Raw genomic sequence first — 18,090 nt, 5'->3', positions numbered from 1 at the left:
GTGTTCGGACGTCGCAAGAAGAACGACTCCGCCCATGACGGCGGCGCGACCGAGCAGGTCGTGGACGGCGTCGCCGAGCAGGACGACGCGGGCGAGCAGGAGAGCGCTGCCCCGCGCCGGGTGAACCTGCCGCCGGCCCCGCGGCCCGACGGCCCCTGGGACGTCTCCGAGGTGCTCGGGAACCCGGCCGACGGCCGGGTCGACCTGGGCGGCATCCTCGTACCCGGCGTCGAGGGCATGGAACTGCGCGTCGAGGTCGCCGGTGACGCGATCGTGGCCGCGACCGTGGTCCTGGGCGACAGCGCCGTGCAGCTGCAGGCCTTCGCCGCGCCCAAGAAGGAGGGCATCTGGGGCGAGGTCCGCGAGGAGATCGCCGCAGGTATCACCCAGCAGGGCGGCATCATCGACGAGGCCCAGGGCTCGCTGGGCTGGGAGCTGCGCGCACAGGTGCCCGTACCGCTCCCGGACGGGCAGACCGGCGCCCAGCTGGTCCGCTTCGTCGGCGTCGACGGCCCGCGCTGGTTCCTGCGGGGCGTCATCTCCGGCCAGGGCGCGGTGCGCCCCGAGTCGGCGGGTGTGCTGGAGCAGATCTTCCGGGACACCGTCGTCGTCCGCGGTGACGGCCCGATGGCTCCGCGCGACCCGATCGTCCTGAAGCTGCCGAACGACGCCCAGATGGTGCCGGACGGCGTGCAGACGGACGACCAGGAAGGCTCCCGCTTCGGCGGCGGCATGGGGCAGCTCGACCGCGGCCCGGAGATCACCGAGGTCCGCTGACCTCGGACGGCCCCCGCGCACAGGGGGGCTCGTCATGCGTTTCGGCCGGTGGGCCCTACTCCTTCGGGGTGGGGCCCACCGGCTTGTCGGCGCCGGCCGCGTGCCGCGTCAGGGATCCGTCAGGGATCGGCGCCGGAGCCCCGATCGGTGCGTGCGCGACGCGCACGTCCCGGAGAATGGGGCGCATGGGACGCGGCAAGCTCAGGATCTACCTCGGCGCGGCACCCGGTGTGGGCAAGACCTACGCGATGCTCTCCGAGGGGCACCGTCGGGTGGAGCGGGGCGCGGACTGCGTCGTCGGCTTCGTCGAGCATCACGACCGGCCGCGCACGGAGGTCATGCTCCACGGCCTCGAACAGGTCGAGCGCAAGGCCCTGACGTACCGCGGGGCCGCCTTCACAGAGATGGACGTGGACGCGCTCCTCGCCCGCAGGCCCGCCATGGCGCTGGTGGACGAGCTCGCGCACACCAATGTGCCCGGCTCGCGCAACGCCAAGCGCTGGCAGGACGTGGAGGAGTTGCTGCGGGCCGGCATCGACGTCGTGTCCACCGTGAACATCCAGCACCTGGAGTCGCTGGGGGACGTGGTCGAGTCGATCACCGGGGTGCGGCAGCGGGAGACCGTGCCGGACGAGGTGGTCCGCCGGGCCGACCAGGTCGAGCTGGTCGACATGTCCCCGCAGGCCCTGCGCCGGCGGATGGCGCACGGGAACATATACAAGCCCGAGAAGGTCGACGCGGCCCTGTCCAACTACTTCCGGCCGGGCAACCTCACCGCACTGCGCGAGCTCGCGCTGCTGTGGGTGGCCGACCGGGCGGACGAGTACCTCCAGCAGTACCGGGGCGAGCACGGGATCCGCTCGACCTGGCAGGCGCGGGAGCGGATCGTCGTCGGGCTCACCGGCGGGCCGGAAGGGCGCACGCTCGTCCGGCGGGCCTCGCGGATCGCCGCCAAGGGCTCGGGCAGCGAGATCCTGGCCGTCTACATCGCCCGCAGCGACGGGCTGACCGCCGCCTCGCCGAAGGAGCTCGCGGTCCAGCGGACTCTGGTCGAGGACCTGGGCGGAACGTTCCATCATGTGATCGGCGACAACATTCCCGACGCCCTCCTCGCTTTCGCCCGCGGGGTCAACGCCACCCAGATCGTGCTCGGCTCCAGCCGCCGCCCCTCGTGGCAGTACGTCCTCGGGCCCGGCGTCGGCGCGAGCGTCGCCCGCGACTCGGGGCCCGACCTCGACGTCCACATCGTCACGCACGAGCACGTCGCCAAGGGCCGGGGCCTGCCTGTGGCGCGCTCGGCGGCCCGGCTGGGGCGGACCCGGATCATCGCCGGCTGGGCGGTGGGGACGATCCTCCCCGTCCTGCTGTGCCTGCTGCTCACGCACGTCGACGCGGACCTCGGCCTCGCCAACGACATGCTGCTCTTCCTGTCGCTGACGGTGGCGGCCGCGCTGCTCGGCGGGCTCTGGCCGGCCCTGGCCTCCGCCGCCCTCGGCTCGCTGCTGCTGAACTACTTCTTCGCGCCGCCGCTGCACCGCTTCACGGTGTCCGATCCCAAGAACATCGTCGCCATCGCCGTCTTCTTCGGGGTCGCCGTCTCGGTGGCCTCCGTGGTGGACCTGGCCGCCCGACGCACCCACCAAGCCGCCCGGCTGCGCGCGGAGTCCGAGATCCTCTCCTTCCTGGCCGGCAGCGTGCTGCGTGGCGAGACCGCGCTGGACGCCCTGTTGGAGCGGGTGCGCGAGACCTTCGCCATGGAGTCCGTCGCCCTGCTGGAGCGGGCGAGCGACGTGGAGCCGTGGAAACCGGCCTGCAGCGTGGGCCCGAGCCCCGTCGCCCGGCCCGAGGACGCGGACGTGGACATGCCCATCGGGGACCACCTGGCCCTGGCCCTGTCCGGGCGCGTGCTGCCCGCCGAGGACCGCCGGGTCCTCGGCGCCTTCGCGGCGCAGGCGGCCGTGGTCCTGGACCGCCGGCGGTTGGTCGACGAGGCCGAGGAGGCCCGCCGCATGGCCGAGGGCAACCGCATCCGCACCGCACTGCTGGCCGCCGTCAGCCATGACCTCCGTACGCCGCTGGCCTCCATCAAGGCGTCCGTGAGCTCCCTGCGCTCCGCCGACGTGGAGTGGAGCGAGGAGGACCGCGCCGAGCTCCTCGAAGGCATCGAGGACGGCGCCGACCGCCTCGACCACCTGGTGGGCAACCTGCTCGACATGTCCCGGCTGCAGACCGGCACCGTCACCCCGCTGATCCGGGAGATCGACCTCGACGAGGTGGTCCCGATGGCGCTGGGCGGCGTACCGGAGGACAGCGTGCTGCTGGACGTGCCCGAGACGCTGCCGATGGTGGCGGTGGATCCGGGGCTGCTGGAGCGGACCGTGGCCAACGTGGTGGAGAACGCCGTCAAGTACAGCCCGGCCGGGGAGCCCGTCCTGGTGGCGGCCAGCTGCCTCGGCGACCGGGTCGAGGTCCGGGTCGTCGACCGCGGGCGAGGCGTGCCCGACGAGGCCAAGGAGCGGATCTTCGCCCCCTTCCAGCGGTACGGGGACGCCCCGCGCGGGGCCGGCGTGGGCCTCGGGCTGGCCGTCGCCCGCGGGTTCGCCGAGGCCATGGACGGCACCCTGACGGCCGAGGACACCCCCGGGGGCGGGCTGACCATGGTGCTGACCCTGCGCGCGGTGCCAGGCGCCCGGGCGGTGGAGCGTGCGACGGTGGGCGCGGGCGCGGGTACGACGGCGCGACCGACGGAGCCGACGGGACCTACGGAGCCGATGGGACCGGCAGGACCGACAGAACCGACGGGACCGACGGGATCGACGGGACCGACAGAACTTGATCACGACCGTGATCGGATGACGCGACAGAAGGCAGGACCTCGATGACCCGGGTGCTCGTGGTGGAAGACGAGCCGCAGATCGTCCGAGCCCTTGTGATCAACCTGAAGGCGCGCAGGTACGAGGTCGACGCCGCGGCCGACGGCGCGACCGCACTGGAGCTGGCGGCCGCCCGCCACCCCGACGTGGTCGTCCTCGATCTCGGACTGCCCGACATGGACGGCGTCGAGGTGATCAAGGGCCTGCGCGGCTGGACCCGGGTACCGATCCTGGTCCTCTCCGCCCGGCACAGCTCCGACGAGAAGGTCGAGGCGCTGGACGCGGGCGCAGACGACTACGTCACCAAGCCCTTCGGCATGGACGAGCTGCTGGCGCGGCTGCGCGCCGCCGTCCGGCGGGCGGAGCCGGCCGCCGGCTCCGGCGAGGACGAGGTGATCGTGGAGACGGCCGACTTCACGGTGGACCTGGCCGCCAAGAAGGCCGCGCGCGAGGGCCGCGACGTACGGCTGACACCGACCGAGTGGCACCTGCTGGAGGTGCTGGTCCGCAACCGCGGCAAGCTGGTCAGCCAGAAGCAATTGCTCCAGGAGGTCTGGGGGCCCTCGTACGGCACCGAGACGAACTACCTGCGGGTCTACATGGCCCAACTGCGGCGCAAACTGGAGGCGGACCCCTCGCACCCGCGGCACTTCATCACCGAGCCGGGCATGGGATACCGCTTCGAGCGGTAGTGGGCACGCCGGTAGGCTTCCTGTATGAGTGCTGAACCGCGTCCCGAGAAGCCCGCGAAGCCGGCCAGGCCTGCGGGCCGGTTCCGCCGGATGATTGAGCGGCTGTCCACCTCCCAGGAGGAGCTGCATTCGGCGGAGCTGCAGGAGGACGCAGAAGCCGCGGGGTGTACGCGGATCTGCGACTGCCACGACCGTCAGATAGTCAAGGTGACCGGAACCCTGCGTACGGTCACCCTGCGGCCGCGTGCGGGCGTCCCCGCCCTGGAGGCCGAGCTCTTCGACGGCTCGGCCGCGCTGGACGTGGTCTGGCTCGGGCGTCGCTCGATCGTGGGAATCGAGCCCGGCCGGCGCATGATCGCCTCGGGGCGCATCTCCATGACCCACGGCCGTCGGGTGCTCTTCAACCCGAAGTACGAACTCCGCCCGCTCGGACAGGAGCACTGACCGGTGACGTCATTCGACAAACCGACCACCCCGGAACCGGCCGGACCGCGCCATGCGGCCGCCCCTTCGGAGGACCAGAAGGCCGTGACCCAGGCGGCGCTCTTCGATGCCTTCGGCGGCATCCGGGGCACCGTGGAGACGATGCTCCCGGGCCTGCTGTTCGTGATGATCTACACGATCAACAAGAACGTGCAGATGTCCGCGATCGCCGCGGGAGCCGTCGCGGTCCTGTTGGTGATCGTGCGGCTCGTCCGCAGGGACACCGTCAAGCACGCCTTCAGCGGTGTCTTCGGCGTGGGCGTGGGCGTGGCCTTCGCCCTCTTCTCGGGCAACCCGAAGGGCTTCTACCTGCCCGGCATGATCTACGGCGCGGGTCTGGGCGTGGTCTTCACGCTCTCGGCGTTGGTGGGCTTCCCCCTGCTCGGCGTGATCCTGGGGCCGGTGTTCAAGGAGAACCTGTCCTGGCGCACCCGCAACCCCGGACGCAAGCAGGCGTACGTCAAGGCCAGCCTGGCCTGGGGCCTGATCTTCCTCGCCAAGTACGCGATCCTCTTCCCGCTGTACTTCTGGGGTGACGCGACGCAGCTGGGCTGGGTGCTGATCGCACTGAAGCTCCCGCCGATGGTGCTCGCGGTGTACTTCACCTGGGTCTTCCTGGCGAAGGCACCGCCGCCGATCAACGTGATCGCGGAGTGGGAGGCCAAGGAGGCCGCCGAGGCCGCCGCGAAGGCGCCCAAGGCCTGACGGCCACAGCTTGACGAGAGGGGCGGGACCGACCCAGGAGGCCGGTCCCGCCCCTTCGCGCTGCCGCGCGTGCGCAGCGGGTACGTCGTGCAGGGGCCCAGGGCCGTCCGGCAGTCCGGCGGTCGGGTCGTCCGACCGTGGGGTCCTCCGGCCGTCCGGCCGGCGAGGTGGCGAGGTGGCAGGCCGTAGAGCCGGGGAGCGGGTGCCGACGGTCACGCAGGCGGCCGGCCGTAGGGCCGACGGGCCGGGGCCTCGGCCACGCTCGTCGCGGGGAAGGCCGAAGGGGGCGCCCCGGCCGGGGCGCCCCCTTCGTCGTCGAGCAGGCCCGCAGGGCGGCCGGCCGCTAGCGACGGGCCTGGAGGAGGTCCTCCAGCTGCTCCTCACGGGCCTGGGCGGCCACGAAGAGCAGTTCGTCGCCCGGCTCCAAGGTCTCCTCCCCGTGCGGGGTGAGGACCCGGTTGCCCCGGATGATCGTGACCAGCGAGGTGTCCTCGGGCCAGGAGATGTCGCCGATCTGGGTGCCCGCGACCGAGGAGTCGGCCGGCAGGGTCAGCTCGACCAGGTTGGCGTCGCCGTGGCTGAAGCGCAGCAGCCGTACCAGGTCGCCGACGCTCACCGCCTCCTCGACCAGGGCCGACATCAGGCGCGGCGTGGAGACGGCGACGTCGACACCCCAGGACTCGTTGAAGAGCCACTCGTTCTTCGGGTTGTTGACGCGGGCCACCACGCGCGGGACCCCGTACTCGGTCTTGGCCAGCAGCGAGACGACGAGGTTGACCTTGTCGTCTCCGGTGGCCGCGATGACCACGTTGCAGCGCTGCAACGCGGCCTCGTCCAGCGAGGTGATCTCGCAGGCGTCGGCCAGCAGCCACTCGGCCTGCGGCACCCGCTCGACCGAGATGGCCGTCGGGGCCTTGTCGACCAGGAGCACCTCGTGGCCGTTCTCCAGCAGTTCGCCCGCGATGGATCGGCCCACCGCTCCCGCACCGGCGATCGCGACCCTCATGCGTGTGCCTCCTCAGGCCCCTCGGCGAACGCCGCCTCGACCTTGTCGATCTCGTCCGTGCGCATCATCACGTGGACGAGGTCGCCCTCCTGCAGGACCGTCGCCGACGTGGGCAGCATCGCCTCGCCCAGGCGGGTGAGGAACGCCACGCGGACGCCCGTCTCCTCCTGGAGCTTGCTGACCTTGTGGCCGATCCACGCGGCGGAGGTGTGCACCTCGGCGAGCTGCACCCCACCGCTCGGGTCGCGCCACAGCGGCTCGGCGCCCGAGGGGAGCAGCCGGCGCAGCATCTGGTCGGCGGTCCACCGCACGGTGGCGACGGTGGGGATGCCGAGGCGCTGGTAGACCTCGGCGCGCTTGGGGTCGTAGATGCGGGCCGCGACGTTCTCGACGCCGAACATCTCGCGGGCCACGCGGGCGGCGATGATGTTGGAATTGTCACCGCTGCTGACGGCGGCGAAGGCGCCCGCGTCCTCGATTCCCGCCTCCCGCAGGGTGTCCTGGTCGAAGCCGACACCGGTGACACGGCGGCCGCCGAATCCGGCGCCGAGCCGGCGGAATGCGGTGGGGTCCTGGTCGACGACGGCGACCGTATGCCCCTGCTGTTCCAGGGTTTGCGCGAGGGCGGAGCCCACCCTTCCGCAACCCATGATGACGATGTGCACGGCCGTCCTTCCGGCTGTCAGCGACTCGCTGGTTCCCAGCCTCATTGCATGCTCTGGTTTAACAGGGTCTCAGACCATGGCCCAAGCTACACACGGGTGGTCACCCATGGGACCTCTTGGGTCGCAGTGGTGGTGCGGGTGGGGAGGAATTGCGGCGGGATTGCGGTATGAGGGGGTGGGGGGTTCGTCAGTCTGATTTCGAACGCTTACGATCCTCTGCGTGTCCAAACTGACCGACGTGCCCAAACGGATCCTGATCGGCCGGGCGCTACGCAGCGACCGCCTCGGAGAAACACTCCTTCCCAAGCGGATCGCCCTTCCCGTCTTCGCCTCCGACCCGCTCTCGTCCGTGGCATATGCCCCTGGCGAGGTCCTGCTGGTCCTGTCGATCGCGGGCGTGTCGGCGTACCAGTACAGCCCCTGGATCGCGCTCGCGGTCGTCGTGCTGATGTTCACCGTCGTGGCGTCCTACCGCCAGAACGTCCATGCCTACCCGAGCGGTGGCGGCGACTACGAGGTGGCCAACACGAACCTCGGCCCCAAGGCCGGCCTCACCGTGGCGAGCGCCCTGCTCGTCGATTACGTCCTGACCGTCGCCGTGTCGATCTCCTCCGGGGTCGAGAATCTCGGCTCCGCGGTGGATTTCGTGATCGAGCACAAGGTGCTCTCGGCGATGGTCATGATCCTTCTCCTCACACTCATGAACCTCCGTGGTGTGAAGGAATCCGGGAAACTCTTCGCGATCCCGACCTATGTCTTCGTCGCCGCCGTCTTCGTCATGATCGGCTGGGGTGCCTGGAAGGGCATCGTCCTCGACGAGACCATGACGGCTCCCACCGCGGATCTGGAGATCAAGCCCGAGCAGCAGGGCCTTGCCGGCTTCGCGATGGTGTTCCTGCTGCTGAGGGCCTTCTCCTCCGGCTGTGCCGCCCTGACCGGTGTCGAGGCCATCAGCAACGGCGTGCCCGCCTTCCGCAAGCCCAAGAGCAAGAACGCGGCCAGCACCCTCGCCCTCATGGGCGGCCTGGCCGTCACCATGTTCTGCGGGATCATCGCCCTGGCCATGGCCACCGACGTCCGGATGGCCGAGGACCCCGCCGAGGACCTGCTCAAGGGCGGCGTCCCGGTCGGACCCGGGTACGTCCAGCACCCGGTCATCTCCCAGGTCGCCGAGGCCGTCTTCGGTAACGGCAGCTTCCTGTTCATCCTGCTGGCAGCCGCCACCGCGCTGGTGCTCTTCCTGGCCGCGAACACCGCGTACAACGGCTTCCCGCTGCTCGGCTCGATCCTCGCCCAGGACCGCTACCTGCCGCGCCAGCTGCACACCCGCGGCGACCGGCTCGCCTTCTCCAACGGCATCGTGCTGCTGGCGGGCGCGGCCATGCTGCTCGTGTGGATCTACGACGCCGACTCCACCAAGCTGATCCAGCTCTACATCGTCGGCGTGTTCGTCTCCTTCACCCTGAGCCAGATCGGCATGGTCCGGCACTGGAACCGGCACCTGAAGTCCGAGCACGACGTCGCCGCCCGCCGCCGGATGCACCGCAGCCGGGCCATCAACACCTTCGGCGCCTTCTTCACCGGCATGGTGCTGGTCGTCGTCCTCGCCACCAAGTTCACCCACGGCGCCTGGGTCGCGCTGCTCGGCATGGTGATCTTCTACGGCACGATGAGCGCGATCCGTAAGCACTACGACCGCGTCTCCGCGGAGATCGCCGCCGCCGAGGGCCCCAGCGAGGACAGCGTGCGGCCCTCCCGGGTCCACTCGATCGTCCTGGTCTCCAAGGTCCACAAGCCCACGCTGCGCGCCCTGGCGTTCGCCAAGCTGACCCGCTCGGACACCCTGGAAGCGCTCAGCATCAGCGTCGACCCGGCCGAGACCAAGGCCCTGCGCGAGGAATGGGACCGGCGCGGGATCAACGTCCCGCTCAAGATCCTCGACTCGCCGTACCGCGAGATCACCCGCCCGGTGGTCGAGTACGTCAAGGGCCTGCGCAGCGAGAACCCGCGCGACGCGGTCAGCGTCTACATCCCCGAGTACGTCGTCGGCCGCTGGTACGAACACCTCCTGCACAACCAGAGCGCGCTGCGCCTCAAGGGCCGGCTGCTCTTCACCCCCGGCGTGATGGTCACCTCGGTGCCCTACCAGCTGGAGTCCTCCGAGCTCGCCAAGCGGCGGGCGAAGAAGCGCCAGGACTGGAACGCCCCGGGCGCGGTGCGCCGCGGCCCGGTGGACACCCCGCGACCCCCGAAGGCGCCCTCCACCAAGGGCTGACCCGGCGGCAGGTTGGTGAACGGCCGGACGAGATCCACGTAAACTGGTGGGTCGGTCGTCCGGCCGTTTTCCGTTTTCGGTTTTTTGGAGTCTCCCCACCATGACGAGCGTCGAGCAGAACGAGAAGCAGTCACTGGTCGGGGAGGAGTACGAGGTCGAGGTCGGCCCCGTGGCGCACGGCGGGCACTGCATCGCCCGGACCGAGGACGGCCGCGTCCTGTTCGTCCGCCACACCCTGCCCGGCGAGAAGGTCGTCGCCAAGGTCACCGAGGGCGACGTCGACTCCCGCTACCTGCGCGCCGACGCGATCACCGTGCTCGACGCCTCCAAGGACCGTGTCGCGGCCCCCTGCCCGTACGCCGGCCCCGGCAAGTGCGGCGGCTGCGACTGGCAGCACGCCAAGCCCGGCGCCCAGCGCCGGCTCAAGGGCGAGGTCGTCGCCGAGCAGCTGAAGCGGCTCGCCGGGCTCACCCCGGAGGAAGCCGGCTGGGACGGCACCGTGATGCCCGCCGAGGGCGACAAGCTGCCGGCCGGGCAGGTGCCGCAGTGGCGCACCCGCGTGCAGTTCGCCATCGACGAGGACGGCAACGCCGGCCTGCGCAAGCACCGCTCGCACGACATCGAACTGATCGACCACTGCATGATCGCCGCCCCGGGCGTCTCGGAGCTCGGCATCGAGCAGCAGGACTGGCCGCAGATGGCCACGGTCGAGGCGATCGCGGCGACCGGCTCCCAGGACCGCCAGGTCGTCCTGACCCCGCGCCCCGGCGGCCGCCTCCCCCTGGTGGAGCTGGACAAGCCGGTCTCCGTCCTGCGCGTGGAGGAGAAGGACGGCGGGGTCCACCGGGTCCACGGCCGCCCCTTCGTACGGGAGCGCGCGGACGGCCGTACGTACCGCGTGGGCATGGGCGGCTTCTGGCAGGTCCACCCGCAGGCCGCCGACACCCTGATCAAGGCCGTCATGCAGGGCCTGATGCCGCGCAAGGGCGAGATGGCCCTCGACCTCTTCTGCGGCGTCGGCATCTTCGCGGGCGCGCTCGCGGAACGCCTGGGCGAGACGGGCGCGGTGCTCGGCATCGAGTCGACGAAGCGCGCGGTGGAGGACGCCCGCCACAACCTGGCGGACTTCCCGCGGGTCCGCATCGAGCAGGGCAAGGTCGAGCAGATCCTCCCGAAGACCGGCATCACGGAATGCGACCTGGTCGTCCTGGACCCGCCGCGCGCGGGCGCGGGCAAGCAGACGGTCCGCCACATCGCGGGCCTCTCGGCCCGCCGCATCGCGTACGTGGCCTGCGACCCGGCAGCCCTGGCCCGCGACCTCGGCTACTTCAAGGAGAACGGCTACAAGGTCCGCACCCTCCGCGTCTTCGACCTCTTCCCGATGACGCACCACGTGGAGTGCGTGGCGATCCTGGAGCCTGCTGAAAAGGGTCGCTGACCTGATGTTTCTCCGAGTGCCCGGTATCAGCTTCATATGCGTCAGGCGCGATATCTTGACGCATATTCGACACGCGTGACGCACGGACGGGGCTAATTCTGATGTGCTGGCATGCATGCTCCGCGACCGCCGAGTGAAACGCTCAGTGCTGGTCCTCGGCACCTAGAGGCGGCTGGGGCAGGGGCTGCCGAGCTATTGGCAGCCCCTCCCCATCCGCTTCTCAATAGTGACGTTTCGTGACCTTAGGTTGGTGTCCGTTGGGTGCTGCGTCAGGGGACGTAGGGACTCCAGCGCCCGAGAAAGGACCTGAGATCGTCGGCTCGTGGATGTGGGCAGCCGGGGCGGTGTGTTCAGCGGGTCGAGGCGCTCCACACGTGCTGCCGCCCATTCGGTCCATGCTTCGGCTGCGGTCCTGGCCTGACCTGGGGGCATGACTTCGACCCGGGTGCGTACGGCGCTCATGTACTCCGTGAGTCGGATGGCGTCGCGCCTTGCCGCTTCCTGCGCCTCGAAGTACCTGACGCGGTATGCCTCGGTGTACTGGACACATGCTTTCTCCATGGCGGCTTCCCACCGGATGCGCTTCTGACGGGCCACTTCTCCAAGTCCGGAACGCCTCCGCTCTTGACGATCCGGCCGCCCGCCTCCGCGAGTTCTTGCAGCAGCTGCTCCCTGAACGTCGCACGATGCTGTGAAGGAGAGCTTGGCTTTCGTGCGGAGGCCGGAGCCTCCTGTGCTCCGATGGACGTTGCGGCGCACCAGCCCGGCTCTTCCGCGGGCGCGACCCACGGGGAGGGTACGTGTGCGAACTTGTCTGGCAGACGCTGGCAGGACTCCCTGCTGCCACCCACTCAAGTACCGCAAGCTGACGTTTCGTTGACCGGCCGTTCCAGGGGTTCGCCCTCGACTTATGACTTACCTGACCTGGCGGATGATGTCAGTGATCGTGGTGCAGAGCGGGTGCTGCGAGGAGGTTCACCAGCAGGAGTGGCCAGTGACTCCATTGCGAGCGATCTGCCTGACGGAAGGGTATGTGAAGAGGTCCATGCACGGCATGAAGGTCTCGCCTTCGCGGACGCGGCTCAGGCGCTGGTGTCCACGGACGGAATGCCGACCACGGACACGTCGATGCCCTGGGCACGCAGCGCACGGGCTGCCTGCAGCAGGGAAACCTGGGCGAAGGTGAACAGGTTCGCCGTCGTCAGGTCCTTCCCGCTCTTGAGCGAGATGGCGTAGACGAGCTTCTTCGGGGTGAAGTCCTCCCCGACGGGGTGCCCCGGGCGCCGTTCCCGTACGCGCCGGACGAACTCGGCGCGCGCCTCCGCATCGAAGCGCAGGGCGTCGGCGGAGATCCTGCCCTGGGCGAAGAGGTGGCTGAGCGGAGCCGAGGAGGCGGCCCTCTTGACGTGGATGAGGGTCCCGTCCTCGGAGAGCAGGTCCGCGGCCTCGAAACCGTGCGGATGCAGGGCGGTCCGGATGAGCCGACGATCCAGGCAGAGGTAACCGTGCTTCGCCGCTTCCAGGTTGTATGCCTCCTCCGTCGCGAGGTCAGTCGTCCAGGCCGGCAGCGGACAGCCGGCCGGTGCGGTGAGCAGGATGTCGACCTCGCTCCGGATGCCCTCCAGGTACTGGTCCCCGATCTCGAACCAGCGCCCCTCGTGGTGGAAGTAGCGGCTGGAGCCGAGCGGGATCTCGGCCGTGATCCATTTGTGCGCCTTCACCTGGGAGCTCACCGGATCGGCGCCCTCCTCGTCCCGGTGCATCTGGATGTAGCCCGTGGACAGGGCTTCCAGGCGCCTGCCGGACGGGAGTCCGTCGAGCAGTCCCAGGATGTCGTCGATCGCCGGAGAGGGCATGAGGCGGCGGACGGGCCCGACCTTCACCTGGTAAGAGAGCGCGGCGTCCTCCTGGTCGAGGCAGGTCGTGGGGACGGCCAGAGCCAGCGATCCGGTATCCGTCGAGGCGCCCAGCAGATCGTCGAGACGGGCCTCCAGAACGCTGCGTCGCGGGTCTCCGCTCTTGAGCGGCCGGACACGGGCGATGGCCTCGAATTCCGGCGCGGGAGACCGGCGGGCGAGGATCGACCGAACCTGTGTGAGGTCGTGGAGCAGGTCCTCGGGCTGCGCACCGAGATGGATCTTCAGGGCGTCCGTGCCGGCGACCTGAGCCGTTCGCTTGCTGTGCTTCCCGATCGTGAGCTCAGTCGAACTCATGGTGCCGACCAGCCGGCTCACCACCTCTCCATACTCCTCGATGGGGAACGCGCGGATGTGCTGGCCCTGGGCGGCCGAGCTCCGGTCCGTGCGTCCTCTGGCGTCCATCAGGCTGTGCGTGACCTGGCGGATGGCGTCGGGCTGCGCGGCGCGCAGGACGAAGTCGAAGCCGAAGCCGGGGGAGATCCTGCTCTGGTCGAGCAGGAGGTGCCCCATGCCGAAGGTGAGAGCGAAGACGTCGTCGGCGACGGGGAGGAGCAGGGCGCACGCCGATGTGCGGTTCTCCACGGGCGGCTTCAGCCCGGTGAGGGTGTGCACCGCAGAGGTCCAGTCGGGCGGCCGGTGGTGGCCGATCACACCGTGGCACAGGAGCGCGCGGGTATCCCCGGTTGTCACGTCCTCGATGACGAAGGAGTGATCGCGTTCGTACCTGGCGTTGAGCGCGGCGCGCAGGTCCGAGGGGCACGTGCCCGTGTCGCGGAGCAGGTAGAGGGTGCTGCGCCGGGTCTTGGGGGCGGTGACACGGCTGTGGGTGATGGTCGGGTCGAGCGGCATTGAGACTCCAGGGCGGTGAGGTTAAGGCTGCGCTGCTAACGACATCCAGTAGATGTCTTCGTGAAAGCGCTGTCAAACATATATTGCCGTTCGGCTTATGGTGTATGGTGTGAGCTGTCCGCCCCGAGGAGAGGTGCCGTCCGGTCATGCCCGAGACAACAGCCCACGTGACAGCCGCGGAGATCTCCCGCATCGCCGGTGTCACTCGGGCCACCGTCAGCAACTGGCGCCGACGGCACGCCGACTTCCCCGCTCCGTCCGGCGGCACGGAGACCAGTCCGCTCTACGACCTCGGAGCAGTCCAGGTATGGCTCGGCTCACGCGGTCACACGCAGGTCGCCGACCCCCGCGAGGAACTGCGCACCGCGGTCCGCTTCCAGGCGTCCGACCCGGACCTGACGGCCAGCCGCATCGGTTTCGTCCTCACGCTTGCCCGCCGTTCCCCGGACGCGACGGCGGCACTCGCCGACCTCACGGATGCCGAGCTCGTCGTTCGCGCCGATGAGGAGGTGGCCGAGCTCCTGGCTTCGCTCCCCGGCCCGACGCCCGCGAGTCCGTTGTTCTCCGTGTCCGACGGCCCCACTTTGCGCGCCCTCCTTCGATGCGTACGGGAGGCAGGCGGTCCAGCCGCGCTCGCGGTGCTAGCGGAAAGGGAACTGGAGGACAGCGCCGCGACCGGCGTCTACGGAACCCCCGAGCCCTTGGCGCAGCTGGTCGCGGAATTGCTCCCTGCCGGGGTCGTGCGCGTGCTGGACCCGGCCTGCGGCAGCGGCGCGCTTCTGGAAGCCGTCGCGGGGCGTGGTGCCACCACCCTCCTCGGCCAGGACTCCGTACCGGTTCAGGCTCAGCGCGCCACGGTCGCGCTGAGCCTCGCAGCGCCACGGGCCGAGGTCACCGTGCGCGTCGGGGACAGCCTGCGCGCGGACGCCTTCGTCGGCCTGACGGCGGATGCCGTGGTGTGCAACCCGCCGTACGGAGATCGCGACTGGGGCCACGAAGAGCTCGCCTACGACCCGCGCTGGGCGTACGGCGTACCTGGCCGGTCCGAATCCGAGCTCGCCTGGGTGCAGCACTGCCTCGCCCACCTCGCCCCCGGCGGCTGGGCCGTGCTGATCCTGCCGCCCGCCACCGCCTCCCGCCCCTCCGGGCGCCGGGTGCGGGCGGAGCTGGTGCGCGGCGGCGCCGTGCGGGCCGTACTGGCTCTTCCGGCCGGGGCCGCACCTCCGCTACACGTGGGCTTGCAGCTCTGGGTGCTGCGCCGGCCCGAGCCGGGCGGCCCGGAGCGGGGGTCCGTGCTGTTCGTCGACGCGGCTGGGCCGGCGACGCCGGCCACCGGGGAACAGACGGCGGGCTCGCCGCGTACGGGTTCCTCCCGCGCCCCGATCGACTGGGCCGGCCTGACGGCCCGGACGCTCGCCCACTGGGAGGCCTTCACCGCCGACCCGGACGGATTCGCCGCTGAGCCCGGCGCCGCGCGGGCGGTCCCCGTCGTCGACCTCCTCGACGATCTCGTCGACCTCACCCCCGCCCGCCAGGTCCGCGTCGCCCCGGCGGACGTCGACCCGGCCGAGCTGTCCGCCCGTACGGACACCGGCCGCCGCGAGCTGACCGAAGCCGCCCGCTCCCTCCTCGACGCGGCGAACCTGACCGGCTGGAGCGAACCCGGCACATCGGCCCGGGACTGGCGTACGGCCACTGCCTCCGACCTCGTCCGGGGCGGAGCCCTGACCCTGCTCCGTGCGGTGCCGGACCCGAAGGGCGCGGAGACGAACGGTGCCCCGTCCGCCGCCATGGCCATCGCGGTCCTCACGGGCGCGGACATCGCACGCGGCACGGGACCGACCGGAGCCGTGGCGGAACTCCGCTCCGAGACCGCACCGGTGATCGCCGTCGGCGACGTCCTCGTACGGGGCATCGCGGGCGGCGGCGGTCCGATGTGCCGGGTCGCCGACGAGGGCGACGCGGGCGCGCTCCTCGGCCCCCACATCCACCTGCTCCGGCCGGACCCGGCCCGCCTGGATTCCTGGTTCCTGGCCGGATTCATCGATGCGGCGGACAACATCGCGGGGGCCTCGACGGGCAGCACGGTCCTGCACGTCGTACCGGGTCGGCTACGTATCCCCCTCCTGCCGCTGGAGGAGCAACGCCGCTACGGCGAGGCGTTTCGGCACGTCCACGAACTGCGCGCGCGGGCCCGGCGGGCGGCACGGCTCGCGGAAGAGACGGCCGCTCTGCTGACCGGCGGCCTCACGGGCGGCGCGCTGATCCCTGCCGAGGCCCTGCCCCCTGCCGACACCGGTCCGGCCTGAACCACACCTGAACTTCGCACGCATCCACCACACTTGTCCGCACCCGCGCCGGTTGGGCGGCGGGACGGTCCGGAAGGAAACCGGGGAACCCCTTGAACAGCAGTAAGCACACGGAACTGGCGAACCACGCCTGGTCCGTCGCCGACCTCCTGCGCGGCGACTACAAGCAGTCCGACTACGGCAAGGTCATCCTGCCGTTCACGGTGCTGCGCCGCCTGGAATGCGTCCTGGAACTGACCCGGGGGAAGGTCACGGAGACCGTGGCCCGCTTCGAGGGCCAGGACATCGACGCAGCCCACTTCCTGCGCAAGGCCTCGGGACACTCCTTCTACAACAGGAGCGACCTGACCCTGAAGAAGATCGCTGCCGACCCTCTGAATGCGGCGAAGAATCTTCAGATCTACGTGGCTGCCTTCTCGGAGAACGCCCGGGAGGTCCTCGAAAAGTACGAGTTCTCCCAGCAGATCAAGCGACTTGACGGCGCCGACCTCCTCTACAAGGTCATCGGCAAGTTCACCGACCTGGACCTGCACCCGGATGTCGTGCCCAACCACAACATGGGCTACATCTTCGAGGAACTGATCCGCCGCTTCGCAGAGCAGTCCAACGAGACGGCGGGTGAGCACTTCACCCCGCGTGAGGTCATCAAGCTGATGGTCAACCTGCTGATCGCGCCCGACGGGGACGCGCTCACCGTCCCGGGAGCGGTCCGCACGGTCATGGACCCGGCGTGCGGCACCGGTGGCATGCTGTCAGCGGCGGAAGAGTACATCCGGTCCCTGAACCCGGACGCCACGGTGGAGGTCTATGGTCAGGAGCTCAACCCGGAGTCCTGGGCCATCTGTCGGTCCGACCTGATGATCAAGGGACAGGATCCGGAGCACATCGCCTTCGGTAACTCCTTCAGTGATCCCGGCCACGGCCGCGAGAAGTTCGACTATCTCCTTGCCAACCCGCCGTTCGGCGTGGAGTGGAAGAAGGTCAAGGACGAGGTCGAGTACGAGCACAAGCAATTGGGCGAGGCCGGCCGCTTCGCCGCGGGCCTGCCGCGCATCAACGACGGCTCGCTCCTCTTCCTCCAGCACATGATCTCGATGATGAAGCCGGTGGACGTCAAGGGCGGTGGAGGCTCCCGTATCGCGATCGTCTTCAACGGCTCGCCGCTGTTCACGGGCGCGGCGGGTTCGGGTGAGTCGGAGATCCGCCGCTGGATCCTGGAGAACGACTGGCTGGAGGCGGTCGTCGCCCTGCCGGACCAGCTCTTCTACAACACCGGCATCTCCACGTACTTCTGGATCCTCACCAACCGGAAGGCCCCGGACCACAAGGGCAAGGTCGTGTTGCTGGACGCGCGCGACCAGTGGCAGAAGATGCGCAAGTCGCTGGGCGACAAACGCAAGGAGCTGGGCAAGCAGCACATCGCGGACGTGACGCAGCTGTACGCGGAGGCGGTTCAGGTCGCGGCCGACCCCGCCCACTCTCTTCACACCAAGGTCAAGGTCTTCGGCAACGAGACCTTCGGCTACCAGCGGATCACGGTCGAACGCCCGCTGAAGCTCCGCTTCGAGGTCACGGAGGAGACCGCGATGGCCTTGGCCGCCGCGAAGCCGATCCAGAGGCTCGCGGATGCCGACTCTTTCGTGGCTGCGGTCCGTACCCTGTTGGGCTCGTCGTGGTCCAAGAAGTCGGATGCTCTGGTCGCTTTGAAGGACGCGGTCGTCGCGGCTGGCCTCCTCTGGCCGACGGGCGCCCCCATTGCTAAGGCGGTCCGCGACACCATCGGCGTCCGCCACCCCGAAGGTGAAGTCCAGAAGATCAAGGGAGAGTCGGAACCGGACGCGGAGCTCCGTGACTACGAGAACGTCCCGTTGGGCGAGGACGTCGCGGAGTACCTGAAGCGCGAAGTCCACCCGCACGTTCCCGACGCGTGGATCGACCACACGAAGACGAAGATCGGCTACGAGATCCCGGTTACCCGGCACTTCTACGTGTATGAGCCGCCGAGGCCGCTGGCGGAGATTGACGCGGAGCTAAAGGCCCTCGAAGCGGAGATCCAGACGCTGCTGGGGGAGGTTACCGAATGACGCGTACGGTTCCAC

12 protein-coding genes are annotated in these 18,090 nt (G+C 70.0%); 9 read left to right on the top strand and 3 right to left on the bottom strand.

Translation table 11 applies throughout. The features are described from left to right. The 5 genes from BCL76_RS04210 to BCL76_RS04190 all read left to right on the top strand — a co-directional run bounded on the left by BCL76_RS04210 (window position 1) and on the right by BCL76_RS04190 (window position 5,530). Complete coding sequence (locus tag BCL76_RS04210; RefSeq protein ID WP_109778133.1) at window positions 1-777, top strand: DUF3710 domain-containing protein; 777 nt, start codon at window positions 1-3, stop codon at window positions 775-777. A 185-nt stretch (window positions 778-962) separates the two neighbouring features. Continuing rightward, window positions 963-3,659, top strand: a complete 2,697-nt coding sequence (locus BCL76_RS04205; RefSeq protein ID WP_109778132.1) for a sensor histidine kinase — start codon at window positions 963-965, stop codon at window positions 3,657-3,659. Then, window positions 3,656-4,342, top strand: a complete 687-nt coding sequence (locus BCL76_RS04200) for a response regulator (RefSeq protein WP_109778131.1) — start codon at window positions 3,656-3,658, stop codon at window positions 4,340-4,342. Before BCL76_RS04205 ends, BCL76_RS04200 begins: the two co-directional genes overlap by 4 nt. A 24-nt stretch (window positions 4,343-4,366) precedes the next feature. Continuing rightward, window positions 4,367-4,786: an OB-fold nucleic acid binding domain-containing protein gene (locus BCL76_RS04195; RefSeq protein ID WP_078626234.1), complete on the top strand. Its 420-nt coding sequence runs from the start codon at window positions 4,367-4,369 to the stop codon at window positions 4,784-4,786. Between the two features lie 3 nt (window positions 4,787-4,789). Beyond that, the gene (locus tag BCL76_RS04190) at window positions 4,790-5,530 is read left to right on the top strand and encodes a DUF3159 domain-containing protein (protein ID WP_109778130.1); all 741 of its coding nucleotides are present in this window, start codon (window positions 4,790-4,792) and stop codon (window positions 5,528-5,530) included. A 343-nt stretch (window positions 5,531-5,873) separates the two neighbouring features. Here BCL76_RS04190 and BCL76_RS04185 read toward each other — a convergent pair whose 3' ends face one another. Both BCL76_RS04185 and BCL76_RS04180 read right to left on the bottom strand, forming a co-directional pair. Next, window positions 5,874-6,536 carry a potassium channel family protein gene (locus BCL76_RS04185; RefSeq protein ID WP_030765850.1) on the bottom strand — a complete coding sequence of 221 codons (663 nt, stop codon included), beginning with the start codon at window positions 6,534-6,536 and terminating at the stop codon, window positions 5,874-5,876. After that, the gene (locus BCL76_RS04180) at window positions 6,533-7,201 is read right to left on the bottom strand and encodes a potassium channel family protein (RefSeq protein ID WP_030385679.1); all 669 of its coding nucleotides are present in this window, start codon (window positions 7,199-7,201) and stop codon (window positions 6,533-6,535) included. The genes BCL76_RS04185 and BCL76_RS04180 overlap by 4 nt, the downstream gene beginning before the upstream one ends. 220 nt (window positions 7,202-7,421) lie before the next feature. Between BCL76_RS04180 and BCL76_RS04175 the strand changes: the two genes are divergently transcribed. Both BCL76_RS04175 and BCL76_RS04170 read left to right on the top strand, forming a co-directional pair. Next, window positions 7,422-9,476: an APC family permease gene (locus BCL76_RS04175; RefSeq protein ID WP_109778129.1), complete on the top strand. Its 2,055-nt coding sequence runs from the start codon at window positions 7,422-7,424 to the stop codon at window positions 9,474-9,476. 100 nt (window positions 9,477-9,576) lie between these two features. Then, window positions 9,577-10,914, top strand: a complete 1,338-nt coding sequence (locus tag BCL76_RS04170) for a class I SAM-dependent RNA methyltransferase (RefSeq protein ID WP_109778128.1) — start codon at window positions 9,577-9,579, stop codon at window positions 10,912-10,914. Window positions 10,915-11,996: 1,082 nt separating this feature from the next. On the opposite strand, the gene BCL76_RS04160 is transcribed toward BCL76_RS04170, so the two are convergent. Next, complete coding sequence (locus tag BCL76_RS04160; RefSeq protein ID WP_109778127.1) at window positions 11,997-13,682, bottom strand: DUF6119 family protein; 1,686 nt, start codon at window positions 13,680-13,682, stop codon at window positions 11,997-11,999. Between the two features lie 146 nt (window positions 13,683-13,828). On the opposite strand from BCL76_RS04160, the gene BCL76_RS04155 reads away from it, so the two are divergent. Then, complete coding sequence (locus BCL76_RS04155) at window positions 13,829-15,991, top strand: N-6 DNA methylase (protein ID WP_181382421.1); 2,163 nt, start codon at window positions 13,829-13,831, stop codon at window positions 15,989-15,991. Between the two features lie 92 nt (window positions 15,992-16,083). Further along, a complete protein-coding gene (locus tag BCL76_RS04150) occupies window positions 16,084-18,075 on the top strand; it encodes a type I restriction-modification system subunit M (protein ID WP_109778125.1) in 1,992 nt (663 codons plus the stop codon). Window positions 18,076-18,090 lie beyond the last annotated feature (15 nt).

The sequence above is a fragment of the Streptomyces sp. CG 926 genome (assembly GCF_003148825.1).
Taxonomy (GTDB): domain Bacteria; phylum Actinomycetota; class Actinomycetes; order Streptomycetales; family Streptomycetaceae; genus Streptomyces.
This window is presented reverse-complemented; position numbering and strand designations above follow the sequence as displayed.